Source organism: Bacillus sp. A1, from assembly GCF_042296235.1.
In the GTDB taxonomy this organism is placed as follows: Bacteria; Bacillota; Bacilli; order Bacillales; family Bacillaceae; genus Bacillus; species Bacillus velezensis.
Map to the genome: position 1 here is coordinate 4025044 of NZ_CP141181.1, position 22003 is coordinate 4047046.

At 46.1% G+C, this 22003-nt stretch carries 22 protein-coding genes; 8 read left to right on the top strand and 14 right to left on the bottom strand.

The window, feature by feature from the left end; translation table 11 throughout:
* Positions 1-118 precede the first annotated feature (118 nt).
* Positions 119-532: a VOC family protein gene (locus U2H13_RS19825; RefSeq protein ID WP_021494628.1), complete on the bottom strand. Its 414-nt coding sequence runs from the start codon at positions 530-532 to the stop codon at positions 119-121.
* 117 nt (positions 533-649) lie between these two features.
* Positions 650-2014 (bottom strand): replicative DNA helicase, encoded by a 1365-nt coding sequence (dnaB, locus tag U2H13_RS19830; protein ID WP_004393100.1) that lies wholly within the window; start codon positions 2012-2014, stop codon positions 650-652.
* A 170-nt stretch (positions 2015-2184) separates the two neighbouring features.
* Here dnaB and U2H13_RS19835 point away from each other — a divergent pair, with 170 nt between their 5' ends.
* Entirely contained in the window at positions 2185-2382 is a 198-nt protein-coding gene (locus tag U2H13_RS19835) for a DUF2188 domain-containing protein (protein WP_029973023.1), read from the top strand.
* A 30-nt stretch (positions 2383-2412) separates the two neighbouring features.
* Here the strand turns inward: U2H13_RS19835 and U2H13_RS19840 are convergent, their stop codons facing one another.
* Positions 2413-2622 (bottom strand): hypothetical protein, encoded by a 210-nt coding sequence (locus tag U2H13_RS19840; RefSeq protein WP_015418617.1) that lies wholly within the window; start codon positions 2620-2622, stop codon positions 2413-2415.
* A gap of 118 nt (positions 2623-2740) precedes the next feature.
* Here U2H13_RS19840 and U2H13_RS19845 point away from each other — a divergent pair, with 118 nt between their 5' ends.
* The gene (locus tag U2H13_RS19845) at positions 2741-2884 is read left to right on the top strand and encodes a YycC family protein (RefSeq protein ID WP_014306172.1); all 144 of its coding nucleotides are present in this window, start codon (positions 2741-2743) and stop codon (positions 2882-2884) included.
* A 163-nt stretch (positions 2885-3047) separates the two neighbouring features.
* The gene (locus U2H13_RS19850; RefSeq protein WP_103526416.1) at positions 3048-5090 is read left to right on the top strand and encodes a glycosyltransferase family 39 protein; all 2043 of its coding nucleotides are present in this window, start codon (positions 3048-3050) and stop codon (positions 5088-5090) included.
* A 79-nt stretch (positions 5091-5169) separates the two neighbouring features.
* On the opposite strand, the gene U2H13_RS19855 is transcribed toward U2H13_RS19850, so the two are convergent.
* The 10 genes from U2H13_RS19855 to U2H13_RS19900 form a co-directional block, all read right to left on the bottom strand.
* Positions 5170-6462: a glycosyltransferase family 4 protein gene (locus U2H13_RS19855; protein ID WP_021494625.1), complete on the bottom strand. Its 1293-nt coding sequence runs from the start codon at positions 6460-6462 to the stop codon at positions 5170-5172.
* 22 nt (positions 6463-6484) lie between these two features.
* Positions 6485-7540 carry a phosphotransferase gene (locus U2H13_RS19860; protein WP_103526414.1) on the bottom strand — a complete coding sequence of 352 codons (1056 nt, stop codon included), beginning with the start codon at positions 7538-7540 and terminating at the stop codon, positions 6485-6487.
* Complete coding sequence (locus U2H13_RS19865; RefSeq protein ID WP_021494623.1) at positions 7533-8720, bottom strand: carbamoyl-phosphate synthase; 1188 nt, start codon at positions 8718-8720, stop codon at positions 7533-7535. Before U2H13_RS19865 ends, U2H13_RS19860 begins: the two co-directional genes overlap by 8 nt.
* Entirely contained in the window at positions 8710-10044 is a 1335-nt protein-coding gene (locus tag U2H13_RS19870) for a glycosyltransferase family 4 protein (RefSeq protein WP_121984304.1), read from the bottom strand. Before U2H13_RS19870 ends, U2H13_RS19865 begins: the two co-directional genes overlap by 11 nt.
* Positions 10041-10697 carry a PIG-L deacetylase family protein gene (locus tag U2H13_RS19875; RefSeq protein WP_017418490.1) on the bottom strand — a complete coding sequence of 219 codons (657 nt, stop codon included), beginning with the start codon at positions 10695-10697 and terminating at the stop codon, positions 10041-10043. Before U2H13_RS19875 ends, U2H13_RS19870 begins: the two co-directional genes overlap by 4 nt.
* Before the next feature lie 87 nt (positions 10698-10784).
* Positions 10785-11348 (bottom strand): kinase, encoded by a 564-nt coding sequence (locus U2H13_RS19880; RefSeq protein ID WP_094296160.1) that lies wholly within the window; start codon positions 11346-11348, stop codon positions 10785-10787.
* A gap of 140 nt (positions 11349-11488) precedes the next feature.
* Positions 11489-11938, bottom strand: coding sequence for a 50S ribosomal protein L9 (gene rplI, locus U2H13_RS19885; protein WP_004393063.1), 450 nt, complete (start codon positions 11936-11938; stop codon positions 11489-11491).
* On the bottom strand, positions 11935-13914 hold the full coding sequence (locus U2H13_RS19890) for a DHH family phosphoesterase (protein WP_007407911.1): 1980 nt from the start codon (positions 13912-13914) through the stop codon (positions 11935-11937). The genes rplI and U2H13_RS19890 overlap by 4 nt, the downstream gene beginning before the upstream one ends.
* Positions 13915-13944: 30 nt before the next feature.
* On the bottom strand, positions 13945-14880 hold the full coding sequence (locus U2H13_RS19895; protein ID WP_100262109.1) for a YybS family protein: 936 nt from the start codon (positions 14878-14880) through the stop codon (positions 13945-13947).
* Between the two features lie 243 nt (positions 14881-15123).
* Positions 15124-15276, bottom strand: a complete 153-nt coding sequence (locus tag U2H13_RS19900; protein ID WP_004393059.1) for a hypothetical protein — start codon at positions 15274-15276, stop codon at positions 15124-15126.
* 133 nt (positions 15277-15409) lie between these two features.
* Here U2H13_RS19900 and U2H13_RS19905 point away from each other — a divergent pair, with 133 nt between their 5' ends.
* The gene (locus tag U2H13_RS19905) at positions 15410-15895 is read left to right on the top strand and encodes a spore coat protein (RefSeq protein WP_017418488.1); all 486 of its coding nucleotides are present in this window, start codon (positions 15410-15412) and stop codon (positions 15893-15895) included.
* A 37-nt stretch (positions 15896-15932) separates the two neighbouring features.
* On the opposite strand, the gene U2H13_RS19910 is transcribed toward U2H13_RS19905, so the two are convergent.
* The gene (locus tag U2H13_RS19910) at positions 15933-16304 is read right to left on the bottom strand and encodes a helix-turn-helix domain-containing protein (protein ID WP_007615010.1); all 372 of its coding nucleotides are present in this window, start codon (positions 16302-16304) and stop codon (positions 15933-15935) included.
* Positions 16305-16510: 206 nt separating this feature from the next.
* Here U2H13_RS19910 and U2H13_RS19915 point away from each other — a divergent pair, with 206 nt between their 5' ends.
* The 4 genes from U2H13_RS19915 (at position 16511) to U2H13_RS19930 (ending at position 21927) form a co-directional block, all read left to right on the top strand.
* A complete protein-coding gene (locus U2H13_RS19915; RefSeq protein ID WP_004393053.1) occupies positions 16511-17440 on the top strand; it encodes a manganese-dependent inorganic pyrophosphatase in 930 nt (309 codons plus the stop codon).
* A 189-nt stretch (positions 17441-17629) separates the two neighbouring features.
* Entirely contained in the window at positions 17630-18541 is a 912-nt protein-coding gene (locus tag U2H13_RS19920; RefSeq protein WP_317452392.1) for an EamA family transporter, read from the top strand.
* Between the two features lie 346 nt (positions 18542-18887).
* The gene (locus tag U2H13_RS19925; protein WP_014419358.1) at positions 18888-20309 is read left to right on the top strand and encodes a glycoside hydrolase family 68 protein; all 1422 of its coding nucleotides are present in this window, start codon (positions 18888-18890) and stop codon (positions 20307-20309) included.
* Positions 20310-20382: 73 nt separating this feature from the next.
* Positions 20383-21927, top strand: coding sequence for a glycoside hydrolase family 32 protein (locus U2H13_RS19930; protein WP_022554045.1), 1545 nt, complete (start codon positions 20383-20385; stop codon positions 21925-21927).
* The last annotated feature ends 76 nt before the right edge of the window (positions 21928-22003 follow it).

Sequence of the window (22003 nt, forward strand, 5' to 3'; positions counted from 1 at the left end):
TTGTTCGCCTTAAACATGATTAAAAGCGTTTTCTATTTCATTTGCTATCTATTACTCCCGAAACTTTCATGCTTTAACAAGAAAAAGAACCCGTAATCAGGGTTCTTCGGACAGCCATTTATATGCCGCTTGTATTCATCAGGACGACCCGCCAGCCGTCAGGATCTTCGATGGTCACGCCTTTTTCTCCCCAGTACGGATTTTCGGGTGCTTTCTCCTCATATCCCATCTGCTTTAATTTCGTGCTGATGCGAATGACCTCCTGCTGATCAGGGATGTAAAAGACAAGCAGGCTGTCGCCGTGCGGAACGGGTGCCGGCTGAGACGAACCGGTTTCTTCGGTGAATTCTAAGTGGTATTGCGTATGGGGCAGGCCGAACATGACACCGCTGTAGCCCTCATGTCCGGAAAAGCTGCCGATCCTCTTCAGTCCGAGGCCCTCTTCATAAAACCTGATGATTTCTTTGAGCTGTCCGGTCGGCCGGGCAATCCGGATTTGTGCCGCTTGAAATTGCGGAAATTCCATTGTCATCATCATTCCTCCCTTAATGTCATTATATAAAAGCGCTTTCTTTATTTCGTCTGCCGAACGGACGGCATTCTCTCATTCTTTCGGATGAAAAAAAGCCTCAAGACATTGCTTGAGGCTTTACGCACCTGCCGGAACACCGCCGTCATCAAAGCGCCGTTCCAGGTTTACGAACTTATTGTATTCTTTCACAAAAGCCAGTGAGACGGTGCCCACCGGGCCGTTACGCTGTTTGGCGATAATGATTTCGATGATGTTTTTGTTTTCGGATTCTTTATCATAGTAATCATCACGATACAGGAAGGCGACGATGTCGGCATCCTGCTCAATACTTCCCGACTCACGGATATCTGACATCATCGGACGTTTATCCTGCCGCTGCTCAACACCCCGGGAGAGCTGAGACAGGGCGATGACCGGGACTTCAAGCTCCCGTGCCAGCGCTTTTAGCGCCCGTGAAATTTCCGATACCTCTTGCTGGCGGTTGTCGCTTGAACGGCCGCTTCCCTGAATGAGCTGCAAGTAGTCAATTAAAATCATGCCCAATCCGTTTTCCTGCTTCAGCCGGCGGCATTTTGAACGGATTTCGCTGACGCGGATGCCGGGGGTGTCATCTATAAAGATACCGCTGTTTGACAGGCTTCCCATCGCCATCGTCAGCTTGCCCCAATCTTCTTCCGTCAGATTTCCCGTTCTGAGATTTTGGGCGTTAATATTCCCTTCGGCGCAGAGCATACGCATGACAAGCTGCTCGGCACCCATCTCAAGACTGAATATCGCGACGCTCTCATCCGTTTTGGTGGCCACGTTTTGCGCAATATTTAAGGCGAACGCTGTTTTCCCCACAGACGGACGGGCCGCGACAATAATCAAATCATTCCGCTGAAACCCCGCTGTCATCCGGTCAAGCTCGATAAAACCGGTCGGAATCCCGGTAATATCGCCTTTCCGGTTGTGAAGCTGCTCAATGTTGTCGTATGTTTGCACAAGCACGTCTTTAATATTTTGGAAGGCGCCCGAATTTTTTCGCTGCGCGACCTCCATAATCGTTTTTTCCGCATCGCTTAATAAATCTTCAACTTCATCCTCGCGCGTATACCCGTCTTGAGCGATCGAGGTCGCCGTTCTGATTAAACGGCGGAGAATGGATTTTTCCTCAACGATTTTCGCATAATATTCTATATTAGCCGCTGTCGGAACGGAATTCGCGATGTCCGTCAGGTAAGAGACGCCTCCCACCTCTTCTAACAAATCGGTATTCGCAAGCTCTGACGTTACCGTGACCAAATCAACCGGTTCACCGCGGTCTCCGAGCACGAGCATGGCATTGTAAATTTTTTGATGTGACATTCTGTAGAAATCATCCGGAATCAACACTTCAGAAGCCAGTGTTAACGCAGACGGCTGTAAAAAAACAGCACCTAACACGGCCTGCTCAGCTTCTATGTTTTGCGGCGGCAGCCGATCATTCAGAAGGTCTGTCATGCTAAGCACCGTCCTCTCCTTAAAAAATATCCAAACTCCATTTTACCATTTCTCAAGAAAAAGAATAGAAAAATATCGCTTTCCCTGTATTTGTTAAACAGCGGCTGCGTGTTTCGCCATTCTGAATGCCGGGAAACTGATAAATAAATCGAAACCAGGAGGTAAGAAGGATGAAAACATATGCAGTAACACCCAGTGTTGATGCGGACGGATGGTTTGTGAAGGTGGAAAATGTGGCGCCGACGGCTCTTTATACATCGAAGGACGCGGCGATCGAGAAAGCGGAGCAGACGGCTAAAGAGAACAGCCCGTCTAAGCTTGTCATTTATGATCAGCAAAAAAACATTGAAGAAGAACGGTCCTTTTAAGAAAAGCCTTCGCCCGAGCGAGGGCTTTTCTTATTCGATGAAACGGATGTGCAGCACCGTCTGCGCCATGAGATCGGCCGTTTTTTGATACAGCTCCCATTCTTCACAGGCGGCGAATACTTTCATCATGTCCTGCAATGTCTGTTTCAGTATGATAAATTCATCAATTGTCCGCAGTTCTGCGGCTTTTTTCTGATAATCAGCCAGCTTCAGCTGTAATAACATCAATGGCGATTGCATAAAAAACCTCCCCCATTCTGTTATAAAGCCCCGCTTTTCAAACCTCCATTCCTTTGTCATATCCTCTTACGATCGATTTCTGATTTTAGTACAATAAAGAAACGGAAGGAGTGATCACATGAAACCGCTGCAAATTTCCGCCGAAACGGCGCAAAAACTCGCAGAATCACTGAATATGCCGCTTGAGAGAATCATGCACATGCCTCAGCACATTCTGCTTGCCAAATTAGCTGAAATCCAAAAAGAGAACGATCACAAATAAAGGCTGCTCTCTCATATATATGTGCGGGAGGCGGAAGCGATGGCTTTCCGCCTCTTTTTTTCGTGAAGAAAATTTTGGTAAAACATTCTTTGAATCGTTATCGTTTATTCATAACTTTTTCATATTTATTTTTTACAATGGGGTCACAAAAGAGGTGAAACCATTGAAAACAAAACGACTGGACATCGTTCTTATCGGTATTTTATCAGCAGCGGCGGCTTTGAATATGTACGGCATTTGGCAGGATGATGCCGCCAACCAGTATTATTTGGCTGCCGTCAAAAGCATGACGCAAAGCTTTCACAACTTCTTCTACGCATCCTTTGACCCGTCCGGCTTTGTCACGGTAGACAAACCGCCTGTCGCTTTATGGATTCAAACGATTTTCGCTTTGGTCTTCGGCGTACATACATGGAGCGTGATTCTTCCTCAGGCTTTGGCGGGGCTCGGTTCCGTTCTGCTGCTGTATTTCATGATAAAGCCTTCGTTCGGCACGGGCGCGGCCAGAATCGCCGCTTTTGTCATGGCGCTGACGCCGATTGCGGCGGCCGTCAGCCGGACGAATAATCTCGACAGCATGCTCGTCTTTACACTGCTTCTCGGTTCCTGGTGTTTGATGCGCGCGGTGAAACGCGGCAAAATCATTTGGCTCTTATCCGCATTCGCACTTGTCGGTCTTGCCTTTAATATGAAAATGATGCAGGCCTACATCGTGCTTCCGGCTTTTCTGCTTTTTTATCTCATTGCATCACACACATCCATTAAGAAAAAACTGATCTCACTTCTCGCTTCTTCAGCCGTTCTCCTGGCGCTCTCCGTCTCATGGGCGGCAGCCGTTGATTCCATTTCCGCATCAAGCCGCCCCTATGTCGGCAGCAGCCAGACAAACTCCGTGCTGGAGCTGGCATTCGGATATAACGGGACAGAACGGCTGCTCGGGCAGACGACGGGCCTTTCTCACGGCAGCATGACCGGCGGAAAAAGCGTGATGCAGGAAGGGATGGGCATGCAGCCTCCGGGAACGAACAGCCCGGCAATGGGCGGCAGCGCTCCTCAGGGAAAAAACGGGCAGGTTCAAATGCCCCGGCAGCCATCCGGACAGAACGCGGCCTTACCGCAAGGAAGCGGAACTCCTCCGGCACAAAACGGCGGCTCACAAGGCCCCGGCGGCGGAAAAAGCATGAGTATGAACATGTACGGCAACGGAACCCCGGGTGCGCTCAGGCTTTTCCAATCTGAATTATCGGGGCAAATCAGCTGGATGCTGCCTTTTGCGCTCACCGGTTTGTTCGGCGCCGTCATCAGCTGGTACAGAAACCGCCGGGAAAAAGCGGAGGAAATGAAAGAAACGATGTTTTGGACAGTATGGCTTGTGCCTGCCGCCGGTTTCTTCAGCATCGCAAGCTTTTTCCATCCGTACTACTTAATCATGCTGGCGCCTCCGATCGCAGCCCTTTCCGGAATCGGCTGGCGGGCCTTATATGATTTATACAAGCATGATAAAGGCTGGACGGGCTGGCTGCTGCCTGCGGGTGTCTTTCTCACCGCCGGTTTTCAGGCCTTCATCGTAAGCGGGTATACAAACCAGATCGGCAGCGCTTGGATGTACATCCTCGGACTGTTGGGGCTCGGCACTGTCATTGCCCTCATTGTGATGAAATACAAGCCGTTCGGCAGACAACTGACCGTGATCACCATGTGTGTGTTGATGCTCACGCCGCTGTACTGGTCAGCCACGCCGATCCTTTACGGCGGAAACAGCGTCATACCCGAATCCGGCCCGCAGCTGAAAAGCTCAAACGGCGGCAATATGTTCACCTCTGAAGTGGATACAGGCCTGCTGTCTTATTTGAAAAAGCATCAGACAGGTGAGGAATATCTGTTTGCAACGCTCACCACGGTGACTGCGGCGCCTTATATCATCCATACGAATGAATCAGTCATGGCACTCGGAGGCTTTAACGGAACCGATCCGATTTTAACCGTCTCACAGCTGAAAAAACTTGTTGATGATGGAAAAGTGAAGTATTTCTTATTATCCGGAAACAGTTCAGGCAACACGAAGCTTGTCTCATGGATTAAAAAGAACGGCACAAAAATCTCAGCTGACCAATACAGCACCGGAAAAACAAGCTCAGCCCGGCAAGGAATGACAGGCGGCCCGGGCGGACAAAGTCAGCAGACTCTGTATGAGATGAAAAAATAGTTCGGAAAGAGGCTGGATAGTTAAACACCGGCCTCTTTATTTTGCTCTTGAAGCACCTGCCATGCGGCGCCGGTATCATTCAGAAAAATGATTGATAAATACTTTCTATTTTCGAAACCATCAGTTCCTGACGCAGATGCCGGCCGGCATAGGAGCGCGCTTCTTTTCCAAGCCGTTCCCTGAGAGACTGATCCGTAATCAGCATTACGAGAGCATCAGCAAGTTCGCGGCTGTTGCCGGGCTGACAGATAAGCCCTGTGTCCTCATGCCGGATCATCTCAGGGATTCCTCCGCAGTCAGTTGCGACAATGGCTTGACCTGAGAACATCGCTTCGATGATCGCTATAGGGAAATTATCATTCAATGTCGGCAGGACAAATATAGATGATTCAGCCAAAAGCGCCGGCACATCACGTCGTTTTCCGAAGAAAAACACATTTGTGAGGCCCAGTTTCCGTTTCTTTTCCTCCAGAAACCCTCTCATGTTTCCGTCTCCGATGATCCATATATCAACTCCGGATAAATGGTGCCGGATGCGGGCGAGAGCGTCCAGCATCACATCATGTCCTTTTCGCTCGGTCAGACGGGAAACGCACGCAATCACGAGCTTTTCAGCACGTTTTGACTCAGGGGCATCCTGAATGTCAATGCCGGTATGAACAGTCGTCAGCTGAGCCTCCTTCGCTCCGTACTCCAGCAAGGGCTCGTGAAAGGAGTCGCTGATTGTAATGATTTTATCCGAAGCCCGAATACCCTGCCTTTCTATTTCACTGAAATATGCCTCTTCTATTGAACCCTTTTGGATTTTATGAAACTTCATCCGGCTTTTCGTAAAATGTCCGTGCGGCGTGAAAAAAAGAGGACGCTGATACGTTTGATTAAGGTATCCCAGCAAAAATACCGCAAATAAATCCTGCGCGTGAAACAGGTCATATTGTTCTAAGTCTTTCTCCTTCAAAAATCTTTGAAAGACATATAAATAGCTGAGATTCTTCACAAACTTTTCGTTTGCGGCGCCGTATCTGCCAACAAGAAACGCTCTGATCTCGTCAGCGGCCCGCGGGATATCTTCCTGAAAAAAAGATGGCGGCATTTGGAGCGGCGAGATGACATCCGCCTGATGACCGATGCGCTCAAAACCCGTCTTAATTGATGTGATATAACTCGCCAACCCTCCGACATTCGGGTAACGGAGAAAGGTTGCGTACAGAATACGCAATGGCTTTTTTCGTTTGGGGGAGCTTTTTCCTTCCGCACAGAACGAATACAGCATCTCTGGCTCACTTTGATGTTCGATCCCGTAAAATTGATCCATGACGCGCAATAAGGCAAGAGGCACCAGACCGTTCGGCTTGCCGATCTCTTCTTTCACATCCGCTCCCCCTCTCTCAAACTTATAATCCTAATTCCCGTCCCCATTTTGACACTTTGTCAACATGATACGGCAGCAGTTCTCCTCCCCGATTGTCGAAGATTCTCCGCAATTGGGTATGAAGCCCTTTCTCAAGTGTTCTCTGCAAATAAGCCATTTTATAAAGCGTCATAGGAGGGGTCTGAAAATGAATACCCCGCTTTTTCATTTCTTTCGTATACACTTTTACGCAATACGTTCGAATATCTTCTGCGTGCCGGCTCCAATCTTTTCTGAAACCAAGCAGAATTTCAACCAGCACCGTCATATCAAACCAAACCGGCGCGTATTTTGCGGATTCCCAATCGATGAATTGAATATCCCACGGTTCATGTCCGGACGCATCGTGGGTGCAGATATTCTGCATATGAAGATCACCGTGTGTGATGGCTGAGCCGTTTTGTATCAATTCAGGGAAAAAATCCGGCTCCTCCTGCTCAAGCAAGTTTGTGATTTGCCGATAATGAGGCTTCACGATATCTTTTGTGCGCTCATCTTTAAGCGCTCTATCCAATAATTCCGCTGTCTTTTTGATCTGCTTTTTACGCCCTTTTCTCATGGTTTCCGATTTGTATACCGGCAGCCACGACCGCCATTTACCGTCAGAAATATTCTTGTTTTCAAAGGTGCGGCTGTGCAGTTCTGCGACAGACGGAATAATATACTTGAAATGCTTCGGGTGAAATGTAAGCTGTCCCCTGATCTGGCTGACAAACTCCATAAATATCCACGTTTCATGGTCACTTTCTTCTATAAGATAGATATCCGGCAGCAAATCCCCTAAAACAGAACGGGCTTTCCCGTATATATTAATCTCGACCTTATTTTTTTCACGGGAAGATTTATATACCTTCAATATCAGCGGAACAGTGCCGGATTTTTTCTTTACAAACAGTTTATAAATGGCGCTTCTGTCCGTCGATTTCAGGCATGTGATGTCATCCGGATTCACCGCAGCCCTTTCACCGAACGAATACGACAGTTTTTCGTCAATTCTCAGTTTTTGAAATGCGCCATACAAAATCTCCTTTTCATACATGCCGATCTTCCTTCCGCTTCCGTTTCCAGCTGTTTTTGAGATGAGACCAAGTGTTTCTGATAAATGGCATCGGGTCATTCCAAGCAAAAAGAGCGTACTCTTTTTTTCCTTTACACCCTTTCCAAAAATCCCGGAACGTCATTTCTCCTCTTTTTCGTTTCTTCAAAAACGTTAAGAAATAACGCACCTCATAAATCCAGTTGATTCCGTCTTTTTGTTCGAGCTGGGGCTTCACATGCTGCCCGGTCAAATACAGATAGTACATGTAAACGAAATGAACGCCTGCCGGTTCTGTCAGGCTATGGCTGAGCCAAAAGCGCGGATTAATTTCGATAAACTTGTAAACATTGTCCCGGGGATCCTTTTTAAATTCCGCCATGCCTACTCCCTTCAGCTGAATCGCTTCAAAAAACGGCAGGGTTTTCTCGATTAAATCAGGAAGCCGTTTGCTGACGACGTGGGCCCCCGCGCCAAAATCAGCAGGGAATTGATGGTTCTTTTGCAGAGAGAATAGGCCCATTAATTTCATTTGGTCATCATAAAAAGTGGCGACTTTATAAAAACACTGGTTGTCTCCGGGGATGATCTCCTGCACGAGCAGTTCTCCATTTTCTCTGTAGGAGCTGAACTCCTTGCGCAATTGTGCGGCATCCTTCATTACAATTGCTTTTTTGTTTACTTTTTTTCTGTATTCATGGCCGGCCACCGGTTTTAAAATACACGGGAAGTCAATATTGGCGATGGCTTCTTCCAGCTCATCCTGGTTGTTCGGAAAAAAGGTTTTCGGGCAGGGGATGTGATGCTTGACCGCTAATTCATATGCTTTGCTTTTATCTAAGACCGTTTCTAACAGAGAGTGGCTCGGGAGCAAAAATAAAAAAAAACCGGCTAATGTCTCGCGGAATTTAGATATAAATCCCGCATAATCATCAGATCCTGCGTACAGAACCGGCTTTGCTTGGAATCGCTTCCCGAAATCAGTCAGAAATGTCAGCAGTTCTTCCTCTTCTGTTAAAGGGCTGGGACATATCCCGCAATCTGCCAATCTTGATTTTCCGATACGATAAGGTCCCTCCGTGTCAAACGCGTAAACATCGATTCCTCTTCGGGCAAGACTGCGAATGATCCCAATCCCGTTTGCACTGAAATCAAGTACAACGGCTGCATGTTCATGTTTCATGATCTCCCTCCGAGCTGTTGGTATTTTGATAAATCGATTCGATATTTTTTATCATCGTCTCACTGCTTAAATATTTCTCCGCGTAGGCCTTTGCGTTTGAAGCAGCCTTCTCCCGCGCAGATTTGTTAGAGATAAAAAACGCTAAAGCCCGGGCAAGAACCTTTGCATTTCCCGGTTCGACAATAAGTCCCGTTTTGTTATGGCGGATCAGATCCGGAATACCCCCGCAATCGGTCGCGATGATAGCCGAGCCGCTGAACATCGCTTCAATAATCGAAATAGGCAGACTATCATTAATGGTCGGCAATACGAATATATCCGTCATATTCAAAATAGCGGGAACATCATCTCTTTTTCCTAAAAAGGAGACCATAGATAGATTCAGTTTTCGAGCCTGTTCCTCTAAGGCGCTCCTCATCTCTCCGTCGCCCGCGATCAGCACTTCAACATGTTCAAGTAGATCAGACGGAATTCTTGAAAGTGCGTCCAGTAAATATTTGTGACCTTTTCTCGGGCCTAATCTTGCAATACACGCGATGATGATCTTATTTTTCGGTATCGGGGTTTTTCTTTTCCCGCCTGTTTTTGCATCGTAATCGATTCCTGTGATCACCGTTGCCATGTCTTCCTGTTCGGCTCCGAGCTTCATGAGCGGGCTGCGGAACGTATCGCTGATAATAATCAGGCGATCTGCGTATTCAATGGCTTTCATCTCTAGTTTTTTATAATAAAACTCTTCTACCGATCCTTTTTTAAAGATGTGAAATTTAAGTCTGTTGAAAGTAAACATGCCATGCGGTGTGAAAAATAAAGGTTTCTTATAGATTTGATTGAACCTGCCTAATATGTTGGCTGTAAATAAATCTTGAGCATGAAACACATCATATTTTTCCAAATGAATCTTTTGAAGCATTTGCTCGTATATAAACATCAGCCGATTATTCTTCAAAATATGATCACTGTAATCCCCGTATCTGTCACTAAAGAAATCTTTTAATTTCGGAACAACATCCGCCCGCAATTCTTTTACCTGTGCGGAAGGAAACTGATTGGGGGATATGACATCCACCTTATGACCTCTTTTTTTCAGTCCTTCACTAAGCGTTTTAATATAGTTTGATAAACCGCCCGTGTGCGGGTAGTCCCAAAACGTGGCAATCAAAATGGATAACTTCTGTTTTTTTCCGTATAATCGCGGAATATGATGTGCATGTTTCATCTGAGTCTTTACTGCCGTCTTTTTTTGCGGGTGCGCTTTGACCCCGTAATAGCGGTCAAGCGTCTGAATCATATACGGATACGGGACGGAAAATGTCTTGATCATTTCCAGATCCTCCGCACGACTTCAAAAGCTTCAGCGTATTCCACACCCGCCGTCATCCCTCTGACTCTTCCTAAATGTGTAACGCCTTCATATGAACGGGGATGAGGGTAATCCCTCATTTCTACGTCATAGTGGTGAAGCGCCGCGAGTTTGGCATCCATTGTGTCTGTGATATTAACGAAGTAATTAGGCTTGAAGAGTTTATCAGCCGTATTCCTCTCCCACTCGCTTGAAGATAGCGTTTCAAACGTAAGCAGTTCGATAGGCTTTTGATTCGGAAGCGGTCTGGCGGCTGTTAAAACTGCTTGGAACGTTCTCTGGTGGTCCATATTGACATCGCCGTAATGATGTGTAAAGATTTTTTCAGGCTGATAGACGCGAATGAGCTGTTCTAATTCTTTGACAAGCTTATGAAGAGGGATACATTCCAGCTCTAAATTCGTATGCTCCAAAAAGATGACTTTCTCAATTCCTAGCTCTTGATTCGCGCGTTCGCCCAATTGTTTAATATGATGAGCTTCTTCTTTTCTTCCTAATGCTGTAATAATGGAAATCACTTTATATCCTTCATTGATCAGCCGTTTTATGGTGCCCGCTGATCCCAATAGTTCATCGTCGGGATGAGCGCCGATAACCATAATATATTCTCCCATTTTTTCCACACTCCACCAAACAAATGTTACAAATATCATATGACGACCCTAAAAAAAGGAAACTTACATATGCGGATTTTCAGAAACTTACAATTCCCTTCGCCATTCCCGGTAGCGTGACGGATTTAATTTTTTTATGGTGTTCAAAAACTCATCCGCCAAGCCGTATTTGTCCAGTCCTTTTAATAGTTTTACGGGAACTCGGGTAACGGTCGAAAAGGCTCTTTTATGGTCGATCACTTTAAGTTCACCTTGTTCGTTGATCAGAATATGCCTGATTTCGGCATCCCATCTGGCAAAACCGATATCTTTTAATTCATCCAGCATGTTTAAAATATCAGCTGTCAGTTTGACGGACAGGGATTTTTCTTTTTTGATATGGCGCGCAAGGGAGGTGCCTTTGACGTATTCCATCACAATATAATGATCTCCGTATTCATACAGTTTCGGGATCACCGGTGAACCATATCCGAGCTCTAAAGCTTCCAATTCCTTCTTACATGTCTCTTTTTTAAAAAAATATTTTACGCATTTGTTGTGTGTTAAGCGATAGACCTCCCCATCTTTTCCGTCTCCGATCAGCGGATAGTGTTTCAGCGCTTTTTTATTCTCCGGATAATTAAAATATGTTTCAGAAAAAAATCGTTTCATACCGACACATCCTTCGTCATGATGTAATATAATATTCAATCCGTAACGATCGGAAATGAAACAATCTCATCATTTTCTTGCGCTGCGACGTCTGCTGACATGAAAAAAACCCGCCGGATCGGCGGGTTTTTCATTGTGTATTACGCTTCTTCTTTTACGTGAACCTTTAGCACAGCCTGAACTTCAGGGTGCAGCTTTACAGGAACGTTTGTATATCCCAGTGTGCGGATACCGTCTTGGAGCTCCAGTTTCCGTTTATCCACTTTAATCTTATGCGTTTTTTGCAGCGCTTCTGCAATCTGTTTACTTGTGACAGATCCGAATAGACGGCCGCCTTCACCGGATTTGGCACTCAGCTCAACAGTCAGCTGTTCAAGCGTTTCTTTCAAATCTTTCGCTCTTTCAAGCTCGGCAATCGCTTCTTTTTTCTCTTTTTCTTTCTGTCCTTTCAATGCGCTGATGTTTGTCGCATTTGCTTCGACAGCGAGGCCTTTTTTAATGAGAAAGTTATGTGCATAACCGTCTGCTACGTTTTTCATTTCGCCTTTTTTTCCTTTACCTTTTACATCTTGTAAGAAAATAACCTTCATCTCTGAACGCCTCCCTCAAAATATTCATCAATGGCTTCCTTCAGCCGGACGAGCGCTTCTGAGACAGAAATGCCCGATAACTGGGTTGCCGCATTGGTTAAATGCCCTCCGCCATCCAGCGCCTCCATAATAATCTGCACATTGACCTCGCCCAGCGATCTCGCACTGATGCACACCGTATGCTCATCCCGTCTGGCTACCGCAAATGAAGCTTCCACTTCACTCATCGATAAGAGGGAATCAGCCGCCTGCGCAATCAGCACCTGGTCAAAGTACTCCTCTTCGTTCTCAGGAAGAGAAGCAATCGCGATATGTTCTTTATAAAGAGACGTATGCTGGATCAGTTTCGCCCGCTTGATATAAGAACCGACGGATTCTTTGAGAACTTTCTGCACCAGAACCGTATCTGCGCCTTTCGCTCTCAAATAAGAAGCGGCGTCGAACGTCCGCGAGCCCGTGCGAAGGGAAAAGCTCTTCGTATCCACTATTATACCAGCTAACAGGGCCGTCGCTTCAATCATATTGATTTTGAGCCGCTTCGGCTGATATTCAAGCAGCTCCGTCACGAGTTCTGCGGTGGATGAAGCGTATGGCTCCATATAAACGAGCAGCGGGTCTTTAATAAATTCCTCGCCTCTGCGGTGGTGGTCAATCACAACGATGTGCTCGATTTTGTTCACGAGACGCTCTTCCATCACAAGGGACGGTTTATGTGTATCAACGACGACAAGCAGCGTGTCATCATTTGAAATTTCCATCGCCTCTTCCGGCGTGATGAACCGCGACCACAGCTCTTCATATTTTTTAATTTCTTCAATCAGGCGCTGAACGCTTGATCCGATCTGGTTCGGATCAATGACGATGTAGCCTTCTTTGCCGTTGGCCTGCGCCACCTTCAATATTCCGATTGCGGCTCCGACCGCGTCCATATCAGGAAATTTGTGCCCCATGATAATGACATTGCTGCTTTCTGAGACAATCTCCTTGAGCGCGTGAGAAATCACCCGGGCGCGCACCCTTGTGCGCTTCTCCATCGGATTTGTTTTGCCGCCGTAAAATTTCACCTTGCCGTTCGGCATTTTGATCGCCACTTGGTCGCCTCCGCGGCCGAGAGCCAAATCGAGGCTGGACTGCGCCAGATCTCCAAGCTCCTTCAAGGAAGAAACCGATGCGCCGATCCCGATGCTGAGGGTCAAAGATACAGTGTGAACGGATGTTTTTTCTCGGATTTCATCCAAAATCGAAAATTTCGCGTTTTCAAGCTCCGTTAAAATGTGTTCATTTAACACCGCGATAAACCGCTCCGAGGACGTCCGTTTCAGGAAAATGCCGTACTCCTGCGCCCACGCATTTAATAATGAGGTAACCTGGCTGTTCATCGTGCTTCTCGTTTGGTCGTCCAGCCCCTGTGTGACGTCATCATAGTTATCTAAGAAGATATATGCCAGCACGGTTCTCTCATTTTCGTACTGCTTTTCAATCTGAATCTGTTCTGTCACATCAAAGAAATAAAGCAGGCGCTCATCTCTTTTAATCACTACTTTAAACTTCCGCTCATTCAAGGTGATCGTTTCCGAATCGACCTCCTGCTTGATCAGCGGCACGACGGCCTCGCATGTGTCATACAGCGAGCGTCCGACGAGCGTGCTTTCATTAAAACAGGAAGACAAAAACGGATTCGCCCACTCAATGTAATATTGATCATTAAACAGCATAATCCCGATAGGCATTTCCATTAATGCCTCTTCGCCTACTTTTTTCAATCTATACGATAACGTGGAAATATAATCGTCAATTTCTTTTCTGATCAGAGAATCCGCACGCTTAATGAAAAACAAGATCACGGCGAGCAGCACAACGCCGATGGCTCCTATCAGCCAGTTAAAGTAAATGCTGATGAGGATTATGATGATTGACAATGCAATCAATGCATAGATGGGATACCGAAACAACGGTTTTTCATAAAAACTAGGCATTTCTATCAACTCCCCACCTGTAAGTCACACTCAATTTCGCGTCACCTTATTTCTTATGTTAAAGCCTATGTCAATGATGCCTAAGAGGAGATACACGGACATGATGAGCGGAAAAAGCACACCCAGCACAATCGCTGATACAGGCACGGCTTTCGGCATCTCCATCTCATGGCAATAGAAAAAAATAAACGCTAATCCTTGAATACAAATCAGCAAGCTGAGAATAAATCCTCCATTCAATGAAACCGAATACAGCATATGCCCTTTTTCTAAAGGCAGAAACCCTAATACTGTCACAATAAAATACAGAATGACAACGCTTTGCGGGAGTTTGAGCTCTCTAAAAGGCTTCATCTTCGGAAGATCAGGGGAAAATCGCCGTAAAAGCGGCCTTGCCATAGCATAACTGAGGAAAGAAAAAACGATGCCGGTCAATACGAGCACTGTCGGAAAAAGATATTGAACCGTGCTCAGCTGACTTTCCATCAGCTTGATCTGCTTCCCGAACTGGTCTCCGTAACCGAGCTGTTTTGACATGGTTTCTGCTAAAGACAGCGACTCCCGAAGCTGGGACATGGCGGTATCAACCACATTCATATTAAGAAACACGATACTGATCACAAAAAAAACGACGCCGCACAGCACATACGCCATAGCGCCGGCAGCAACCGCATAGCCGGGCTGTTTCTTTTTAAAATAATATCCCATGGCGATTCCCGTACAGGCTGCCGTAAAAGCGCCTGTAAGCCCGGTAAACGAACCTACAATAAAGCTGACAGGAAGGCTGGCAAGCCCCATCCATACCCCGGGCTTCAGACCGTGCCGAATGGTGTAAAGAATGATCGGCAACGGCAAAGCAAAGAGAAGAATTGCCCCCAGTAAAGGGAGGTACACGACCAAAAGGGAAATGATTGCAAAAATACTGATCAAAATGGCGCCTTCTAATAGAGCCCTTGTATTTTTCACTTACTCACCTCAAACCTTGTATCATTCGAACATACGAATAGAAAAGAGCAGCTTAGACGACTGCTCTTTTGACGCCGCAATGTCTCTTTCAAGACCTGAATTTTCCATAAACTCTCCAAAATACACGTATATATTTTAACATAAGTCGAAATCGCAAGTAAAATGAGCGCGGACAGCCGCAATGTTCCATGTGAAACATGAAAACAGACAAACGGACATCCCAGTGAAAGAATGCCCGTTGTATCAGTGATCCTGATCATCCATGAAACCAGAAGTATCTCTGTTTTTCTTTTTGGTTTTTCGTACATATAACAAGACGATAACGATAAGTAAGAGAGTGGTCGCCTGCAAAACCCCGCTGCTGAAAAGGAAGAAGTTCTTTATCATGTCCCACATATAGTTTCACCTCTATTTCGTATTTCCTTTACATTGAGTTTCCCTTTCTGGAAACTTCAAAACATCAGGAACAACATCGGGACCGGGGCATATGCTGAAAGTGAAAATGAAGGATAAAGGAGATTCTTACACCATGACTGAGCGGAGAACATTAGCATGGCATGAAACGTTAGAACTGCATGAGTTAGTAGCTTTCCAGGCAAACGGACTTGTGAAATTAAAAAGAACAGAGCGGGACGTAAGCGATGCCAGATTAAAACAGCTTTACAGATTTTCCATCCATTCGCTCGAACAAAATCTGCGTGAACTGCTTCCTTTCTTCCCTGAAGCTCCCGCTTTTCGTGAGGATGAAACAGAAGAGCGCGCTGATTCTTCCTTTTACAGCGGCGGCCTGCTGATCATGGCCAAAACGTCTGTCCGCAATTACGCCGGAGCCATTACAGAGACGGCCACACCTCAATTAAGACATGTCTTCGTCAAGCACTTAAACGCAGCCATCAAGTGGCACCAAATGGTCTTTGAGTATATGGAAGAACGCGGTCAATATCCGGCTTACAACCTGAGCGAATTGCTGAAGAATGACGTGCGCAACGCCAGAAAGGCCATCGCGATGAAATAAAAAAAAAGCAGCAAGGAATTTAATCCTTTGCTGCTTCTTATTTTTGAGCGGATTGATCTTGAGGAGACGTTTTTTCGCGGTATGCCTCGAGAAACTCCCGGTTGGCATCTCCCCATTTCTTCATTTGCAAAACGATCGGTTCCAGCGACCTGCCGAATTCGGTGAGTGAATACTCCACCTTTGGAGGCACCTGCTGATATACCTCGCGATGCACGATGCCGTCCGCCTCGAGCTCGCGAAGCTGAAGCGTCAGCATACGCTGCGTAATGCTGGGACAAATGCGCCGAAACTCATTAAACCGCTTTTTTCCGCCGATCATATGATAAAACAAAATACCCTTCCACTTTCCGCCGATAACGGAAAGCGTCAGTTCAACCGGACAACCTTCTTTATTCGGATATATGTTCATTTTTCATCCTCCATAGTACCTTTTTTGATACTATATGCTGATTAGCATCTGACTTACCCAGTATTTTACTCGCAACCCTCCCCAACTCTCAACAAAAATGCTTCTTTTTCACATCAATTTTTAAGGTTTTGAAGATTACACCCTCCTCAAGACGTGTTAAACTATAAAAAGATTGTTTACACTACAAAAAAGGACAAGGAGTTATTATGGAAAAAATTCTTATTTTCGGACATCAAAACCCAGACACAGATACCATTTGCTCTGCCATTGCCTACGCTGATCTAAAAAATAAACTCGGCTTCAATGCTGAGCCCGTCCGCCTCGGACAAGTCAACGGCGAAACACAATACGCGCTTGATTATTTCAAGCAGGAAAGCCCGCGTTTGGTGGAAACAGCCGCAAACGAAGTAAACGGCGTCATCCTTGTTGACCACAATGAACGCCAGCAAAGCATCAAGGATATCGAAGACGTTCAGGTTCTTGAAGTTATCGACCACCACCGTATCGCCAACTTCGAAACAGCGGAACCCCTTTACTACCGTGCTGAGCCGGTCGGCTGTACGGCTACAATTTTAAACAAAATGTACAAAGAAAATAACGTGAAAATCGAGAAAGAAATTGCGGGCCTCATGCTGTCAGCAATCATTTCCGACTCTCTGTTATTTAAATCTCCGACTTGCACGGAGCAAGATATCGCAGCGGCAAAAGAGCTTGCTGAAATTGCCGGCGTAGATGCGGAAGAGTACGGCTTAAACATGCTGAAAGCGGGCGCCGACTTAAGCAAAAAAACGGTGGAAGAACTGATTTCTCTTGATGCGAAAGAGTTCACGCTCGGCAGCAAAAAAGTCGAAATCGCCCAAGTCAACACAGTTGATATTGAAGATGTGAAAAAGCGGCAGCCGGAATTAGAAGCGGCCCTTTCAAAAGTAATTGCTGAGAAGAACCTTGACCTGTTCCTTCTCGTGATTACGGATATTCTGGAAAACGATTCCCTTGCGCTTGCCATCGGTGATCAAGCGTCAAAAGTGGAAAAAGCATTCAACGTGACTTTAGAAAACAACACGGCTCTTTTAAAAGGCGTCGTATCCAGAAAGAAACAAGTCGTCCCTGTTTTAACAGACGCGATTGCAGAATAACCAAAACACCCCGGAAACCCGCCGGGGTGTTTTTTTATTGCTCATTCATCAGACGGCCGTTTCGTAAGCGCTTTCTCCGAAAATCATTTTGACGGGATTTGATATACAATATATAATATATCACATGAAAGGCGTTCGTTTTCCTAATTATTGTAAGTCAATATCACAACATCAGAATCGGGGGGGTCTATCCTGGAAAAACACGCTGCTCTTTCTTATTCACGAACAACAGGCATTTGGCTTGTGCTGACAGGAGCTATCTTATGGGGGGGCTCGGGAACGGTTGCCCAGTATCTGTTCCAGCACCGCCATTTTAATACAGAATGGCTGACTTCAGTGCGCCTTCTGGTGTCAGGGGCGCTTCTGCTCGGCATCGCGTACCGCAAAGAAAAAGGACGGATATGGGCTGTTTGGAAAGACAGACGGGACAGAATTCCCCTTCTTTTATTCGGGGTTTTTGGAATGTTAGGCGTTCAATACACCTACTTCGCGGCAATTGAGTACGGAAACGCGGCCGCTGCTACCGTTCTTCAGTATTTAGGGCCAGCGATCATTACATGCTTTTTAGCGATTCGCGCAAAGAGAATGCCTTCAGCAAAAGAGCTTCTCGCCGTCTTATTGGCGGTTGCCGGCACATTCATTTTGGTCACGCACGGGAATGTCGGAAGCCTGTCCATATCCGGTCTGGCTGTCTTTTGGGGCATCAGTTCGGCGTTTGCACTGGCGTTTTACACCCTTCAGCCGCATCGTCTGCTGAAGAAATGGGGATCGGCCATTATTGTCGGATGGGGCATGCTGATCGGCGGAGCCGCCCTCAGCTTGATCCGCCCGCCCTGGAAATTTGAAGGCGAGTGGTCCTTGCCGGCATATGCCGCGATTGTGTTTATCATCATTTTCGGAACGCTCATCGCTTTTTATTGCTACTTGGAAAGCCTGAAATATCTGAGTGCCTCTGAAACCAGCCTGCTCGCCTGTGCGGAGCCGCTGTCGGCAGCTTTTTTAGCTGTTATCTGGCTGCATGTTCCCTTCGGAATATCAGAATGGCTGGGTACTTTGCTGATTTTAGCCACCATCGCTTTATTATCTATCAAGAAAAAATAGCCTCTCTTTTTTAGAGAGGTTTTTTCCTAGGCTCGGAGCACACCTTAGTCTCAATTACCCATAAATTAAAAGGTCTTTTTTCATTTTACTATCATCCAAAAGAGGAAAATAGACCAGTTGTCAATAGAATCAGACTCTAATAGAATGATGTCGACAAGTAAATCATGCAGGATTGTTACTGATAAAGCAGGCAAGACCTAAAATGTGTTAAGGGCAAAGTGTATTCTTTGGCGTCACCCCTTACATATTTTAGGTCTTTTTTCTGTAACAAACCTGCCATCCATGGATGCAGGAGGATCGAATCGGCAGATCGCAAAAAAAGGTACATACAAAAGGAGACATGAACATGAACATCAAAAAATTTGCAAAACAAGCCACAGTTCTAACTTTTACGACTGCACTTCTGGCAGGGGGAGCGACTCAAGCCTTCGCGAAAGAAAATACCCAAAAACCTTACAAAGAAACGTACGGCGTCTCTCATATCACACGCCATGATATGCTGCAGATCCCTAAACAGCAGCAAAGTGAAAAATACCAAGTGCCTCAATTCGACCAATCAACAATTAAAAATATCGAGTCCGCGAAAGGACTGGATGTGTGGGACAGCTGGCCGCTCCAAAACGCTGACGGAACAGTAGCTGAATACAACGGCTATCACGTCGTGTTTGCTTTAGCGGGAAGCCCGAAAGACGCTGATGACACATCCATCTACATGTTTTATCAAAAAGTCGGCGACAACTCGATCGACAGCTGGAAAAACGCGGGCCGTGTCTTTAAAGACAGCGATAAGTTCGACGCCAACGATGAAATCCTGAAAGAACAGACACAAGAATGGTCCGGTTCTGCAACCTTTACATCTGACGGAAAAATCCGTTTATTCTACACTGACTTTTCCGGTACACATTACGGTAAACAAAGCCTGACAACGGCGCAGGTAAATGTGTCAAAATCTGATGACACGCTCAAGATCAACGGAGTGGAAGATCATAAAACGATTTTTGACGGCGACGGAAAAACATACCAGAACGTTCAGCAGTTTATCGATGAAGGGAACTATACATCCGGCGACAACCACACGCTGAGAGACCCTCACTACGTTGAAGATAAAGGCCATAAATACCTTGTATTCGAAGCCAACACGGGAACAGATAACGGATACCAAGGCGAAGAATCTTTATTTAACAAAGCGTACTACGGCGGCAGCACAAACTTCTTCCGTAAAGAAAGTCAGAAGCTTCAGCAAAGTGCTAAAAAACGCGATGCTGAATTAGCGAACGGCGCCCTCGGTATCGTAGAATTAAACGATGACTACACATTGAAAAAAGTCATGAAGCCGCTGATCACTTCAAACACGGTAACTGACGAAATCGAGCGCGCGAATGTTTTCAAAATGAACGGCAAATGGTACCTGTTCACTGATTCACGCGGTTCAAAAATGACGATCGACGGTATTAACTCAAACGATATTTACATGCTTGGTTATGTATCAAACTCTTTAACAGGTCCTTACAAGCCGCTGAACAAAACTGGTCTTGTACTGCAAATGGGTCTTGATCCTAACGATGTGACGTTCACTTACTCTCACTTCGCAGTGCCGCAAGCCAAAGGCAACAATGTCGTGATCACAAGCTACATGACAAACAGAGGCTTCTTTGAGGATAAAAAGGCAACATTTGCGCCAAGCTTCTTATTGAACATCAAAAACAAGAAAACATCCGTTGTCAAAAACAGCATCCTTGAACAAGGACAGCTTACGGTTAACAACTAATAACAACAAAAAGAAAATGCCGATACTTCATTGGCATTTTCTTTTATTTCTCAACAAGATGGTGAATTCAATCATGGTACGAAAATGGCCCATTGTAATATTGATCTTTTTGGGTGCGTTCCTGTTTGTCGGCTTACTGCCGAACAAAACCCACAATTCCTCTGACACAAACACGGAGCATAAGAAGAATTACCGGGCGGCGTATCATTTTACGACCCCGGACAAATGGAAAAACGACCCTCAAAAGCCCATTTTTTTCGAGGGGAAATATCATTACTACTATCTTTATAATCGGGATTACCCGAACGGCAACGGCACAGAATGGCGGCACGCCGTATCAGAGGACTTGGTGCACTGGACGGACGAAGGCACGGCTATTCCGAAATACACCAACGAAAACGGCGATATATGGTCCGGTTCTGTCGTCATTGACAAGCACAACACGGCGGGCTTCGGCAAAAACGCGCTGGTCGCCGTCACAACGCAGCCGACAGCCAAAACAAAAGCCCAGGAACAATATTTATGGTACAGCACGGATAAAGGAAAAACGTTTACTTCCTATAGTGATCAGCCCGTGATGAAAAACCCGGGAACTAAGGATTTCCGGGACCCGAAAGTGATCTGGGATGAACAGGATGACAAATGGGTGATGGCCATGGCCGAAGGCGAAAAAATCGGTTTTTATGAATCACCCGATTTGAAAAATTGGACATACACGGGCGGTTTTATCACTCAGCAGATCGGTCTCGTCGAATGCCCCGACCTTTATATGATGCGTGGAGATGACGGAACAGCCAAGTGGGTTCTAGGCGTAAGCGCAAACGGCAAACCCGCAGGCAAACCGAATACGTACGCGTATTGGACCGGAAACTTTGACGGGAAGGAATTTACCGCCGATCAAGAAGAACCGCAATGGCTCGATTACGGCTTTGACTGGTACGGCGGCGTCACATTTGAGGACGGTAATAGCGAAGATCCGCTGACAAAACGCTATGCACTGGCATGGATGAACAATTGGGATTATCCGAATGAAACACCGACACTAAAAAACGGCTTTAACGGCACGGATTCTATCGTCCGTGAAATCCGCCTTCAGCAGCAAGACGGCGGAACATACAGCCTTGTGTCAGAGCCGGTTGAAGCATTGAACCAATTAACCTCTTCAACTGACAGCATAGAACACAAACAGGTGAACGGTTCAGAGACACTGCCGATCAAAGGTGATACATATCAGCTTGATATGGATATCGCTTGGTCAGATATCAAAAATGCAGGCGTCAGACTCAGAGAATCGGCAGACCAAAGTCGGCATATTGATGTCGGTATTTCAGCAGAAGGCGGCTACGCCTATGTGAACAGATCGTTTACAGGCCAGCCTGATAAAACCGGCGCATACGCCGAAAGCAAAGCCCCATTTGACGGAAACAAAGGGCGCGTCCATCTGAAAATTCTCGTAGACAAAACAAGTATTGAAGTATTTGCAGACGACGGAAAAACCGTTTTGACAAATGAAGTGTTCCCAAAACACGAAGATCAGGGAATCACGCTCTTTTCTGAAGGCGGCTCCGCTGACTTTCAGCATATTGAGATGAAGCATCTCGGTTCGATTCATTCTTAGACGTCCCTCTTCATTTCTAACCAGCGCCCGGACTGTGGTAAAATGCAAATATGTATACTACGATTCATGAGGTGTT

Excerpts from the sequence above, each read along its gene's own strand:
- U2H13_RS19825 (WP_021494628.1), bottom strand. The coding sequence starts at position 532 with ATGACAATGGAATTTCCGCAATTTCAAGCGGCACAAATCCGGATTGCC.
- dnaB (WP_004393100.1), bottom strand. The coding sequence starts at position 2,014 with ATGACAGACCTTCTGAATGATCGGCTGCCGCCGCAAAACATAGAAGCT.
- U2H13_RS19835 (WP_029973023.1), top strand. The coding sequence starts at position 2,185 with ATGAAAACATATGCAGTAACACCCAGTGTTGATGCGGACGGATGGTTT.
- U2H13_RS19840 (WP_015418617.1), bottom strand. The coding sequence starts at position 2,622 with ATGCAATCGCCATTGATGTTATTACAGCTGAAGCTGGCTGATTATCAG.
- U2H13_RS19845 (WP_014306172.1), top strand. The coding sequence starts at position 2,741 with ATGAAACCGCTGCAAATTTCCGCCGAAACGGCGCAAAAACTCGCAGAA.
- U2H13_RS19860 (WP_103526414.1), bottom strand. The coding sequence starts at position 7,540 with ATGTATGAAAAGGAGATTTTGTATGGCGCATTTCAAAAACTGAGAATT.
- U2H13_RS19865 (WP_021494623.1), bottom strand. The coding sequence starts at position 8,720 with ATGAAACATGAACATGCAGCCGTTGTACTTGATTTCAGTGCAAACGGG.
- U2H13_RS19870 (WP_121984304.1), bottom strand. The coding sequence starts at position 10,044 with ATGATCAAGACATTTTCCGTCCCGTATCCGTATATGATTCAGACGCTT.
- U2H13_RS19875 (WP_017418490.1), bottom strand. The coding sequence starts at position 10,697 with ATGGGAGAATATATTATGGTTATCGGCGCTCATCCCGACGATGAACTA.
- U2H13_RS19880 (WP_094296160.1), bottom strand. The coding sequence starts at position 11,348 with ATGAAACGATTTTTTTCTGAAACATATTTTAATTATCCGGAGAATAAA.
- rplI (WP_004393063.1), bottom strand. The coding sequence starts at position 11,938 with ATGAAGGTTATTTTCTTACAAGATGTAAAAGGTAAAGGAAAAAAAGGC.
- U2H13_RS19890 (WP_007407911.1), bottom strand. The coding sequence starts at position 13,914 with ATGCCTAGTTTTTATGAAAAACCGTTGTTTCGGTATCCCATCTATGCA.
- U2H13_RS19900 (WP_004393059.1), bottom strand. The coding sequence starts at position 15,276 with ATGTGGGACATGATAAAGAACTTCTTCCTTTTCAGCAGCGGGGTTTTG.
- U2H13_RS19905 (WP_017418488.1), top strand. The coding sequence starts at position 15,410 with ATGACTGAGCGGAGAACATTAGCATGGCATGAAACGTTAGAACTGCAT.
- U2H13_RS19910 (WP_007615010.1), bottom strand. The coding sequence starts at position 16,304 with ATGAACATATATCCGAATAAAGAAGGTTGTCCGGTTGAACTGACGCTT.
- U2H13_RS19915 (WP_004393053.1), top strand. The coding sequence starts at position 16,511 with ATGGAAAAAATTCTTATTTTCGGACATCAAAACCCAGACACAGATACC.
- U2H13_RS19925 (WP_014419358.1), top strand. The coding sequence starts at position 18,888 with ATGAACATCAAAAAATTTGCAAAACAAGCCACAGTTCTAACTTTTACG.
- U2H13_RS19930 (WP_022554045.1), top strand. The coding sequence starts at position 20,383 with ATGGTACGAAAATGGCCCATTGTAATATTGATCTTTTTGGGTGCGTTC.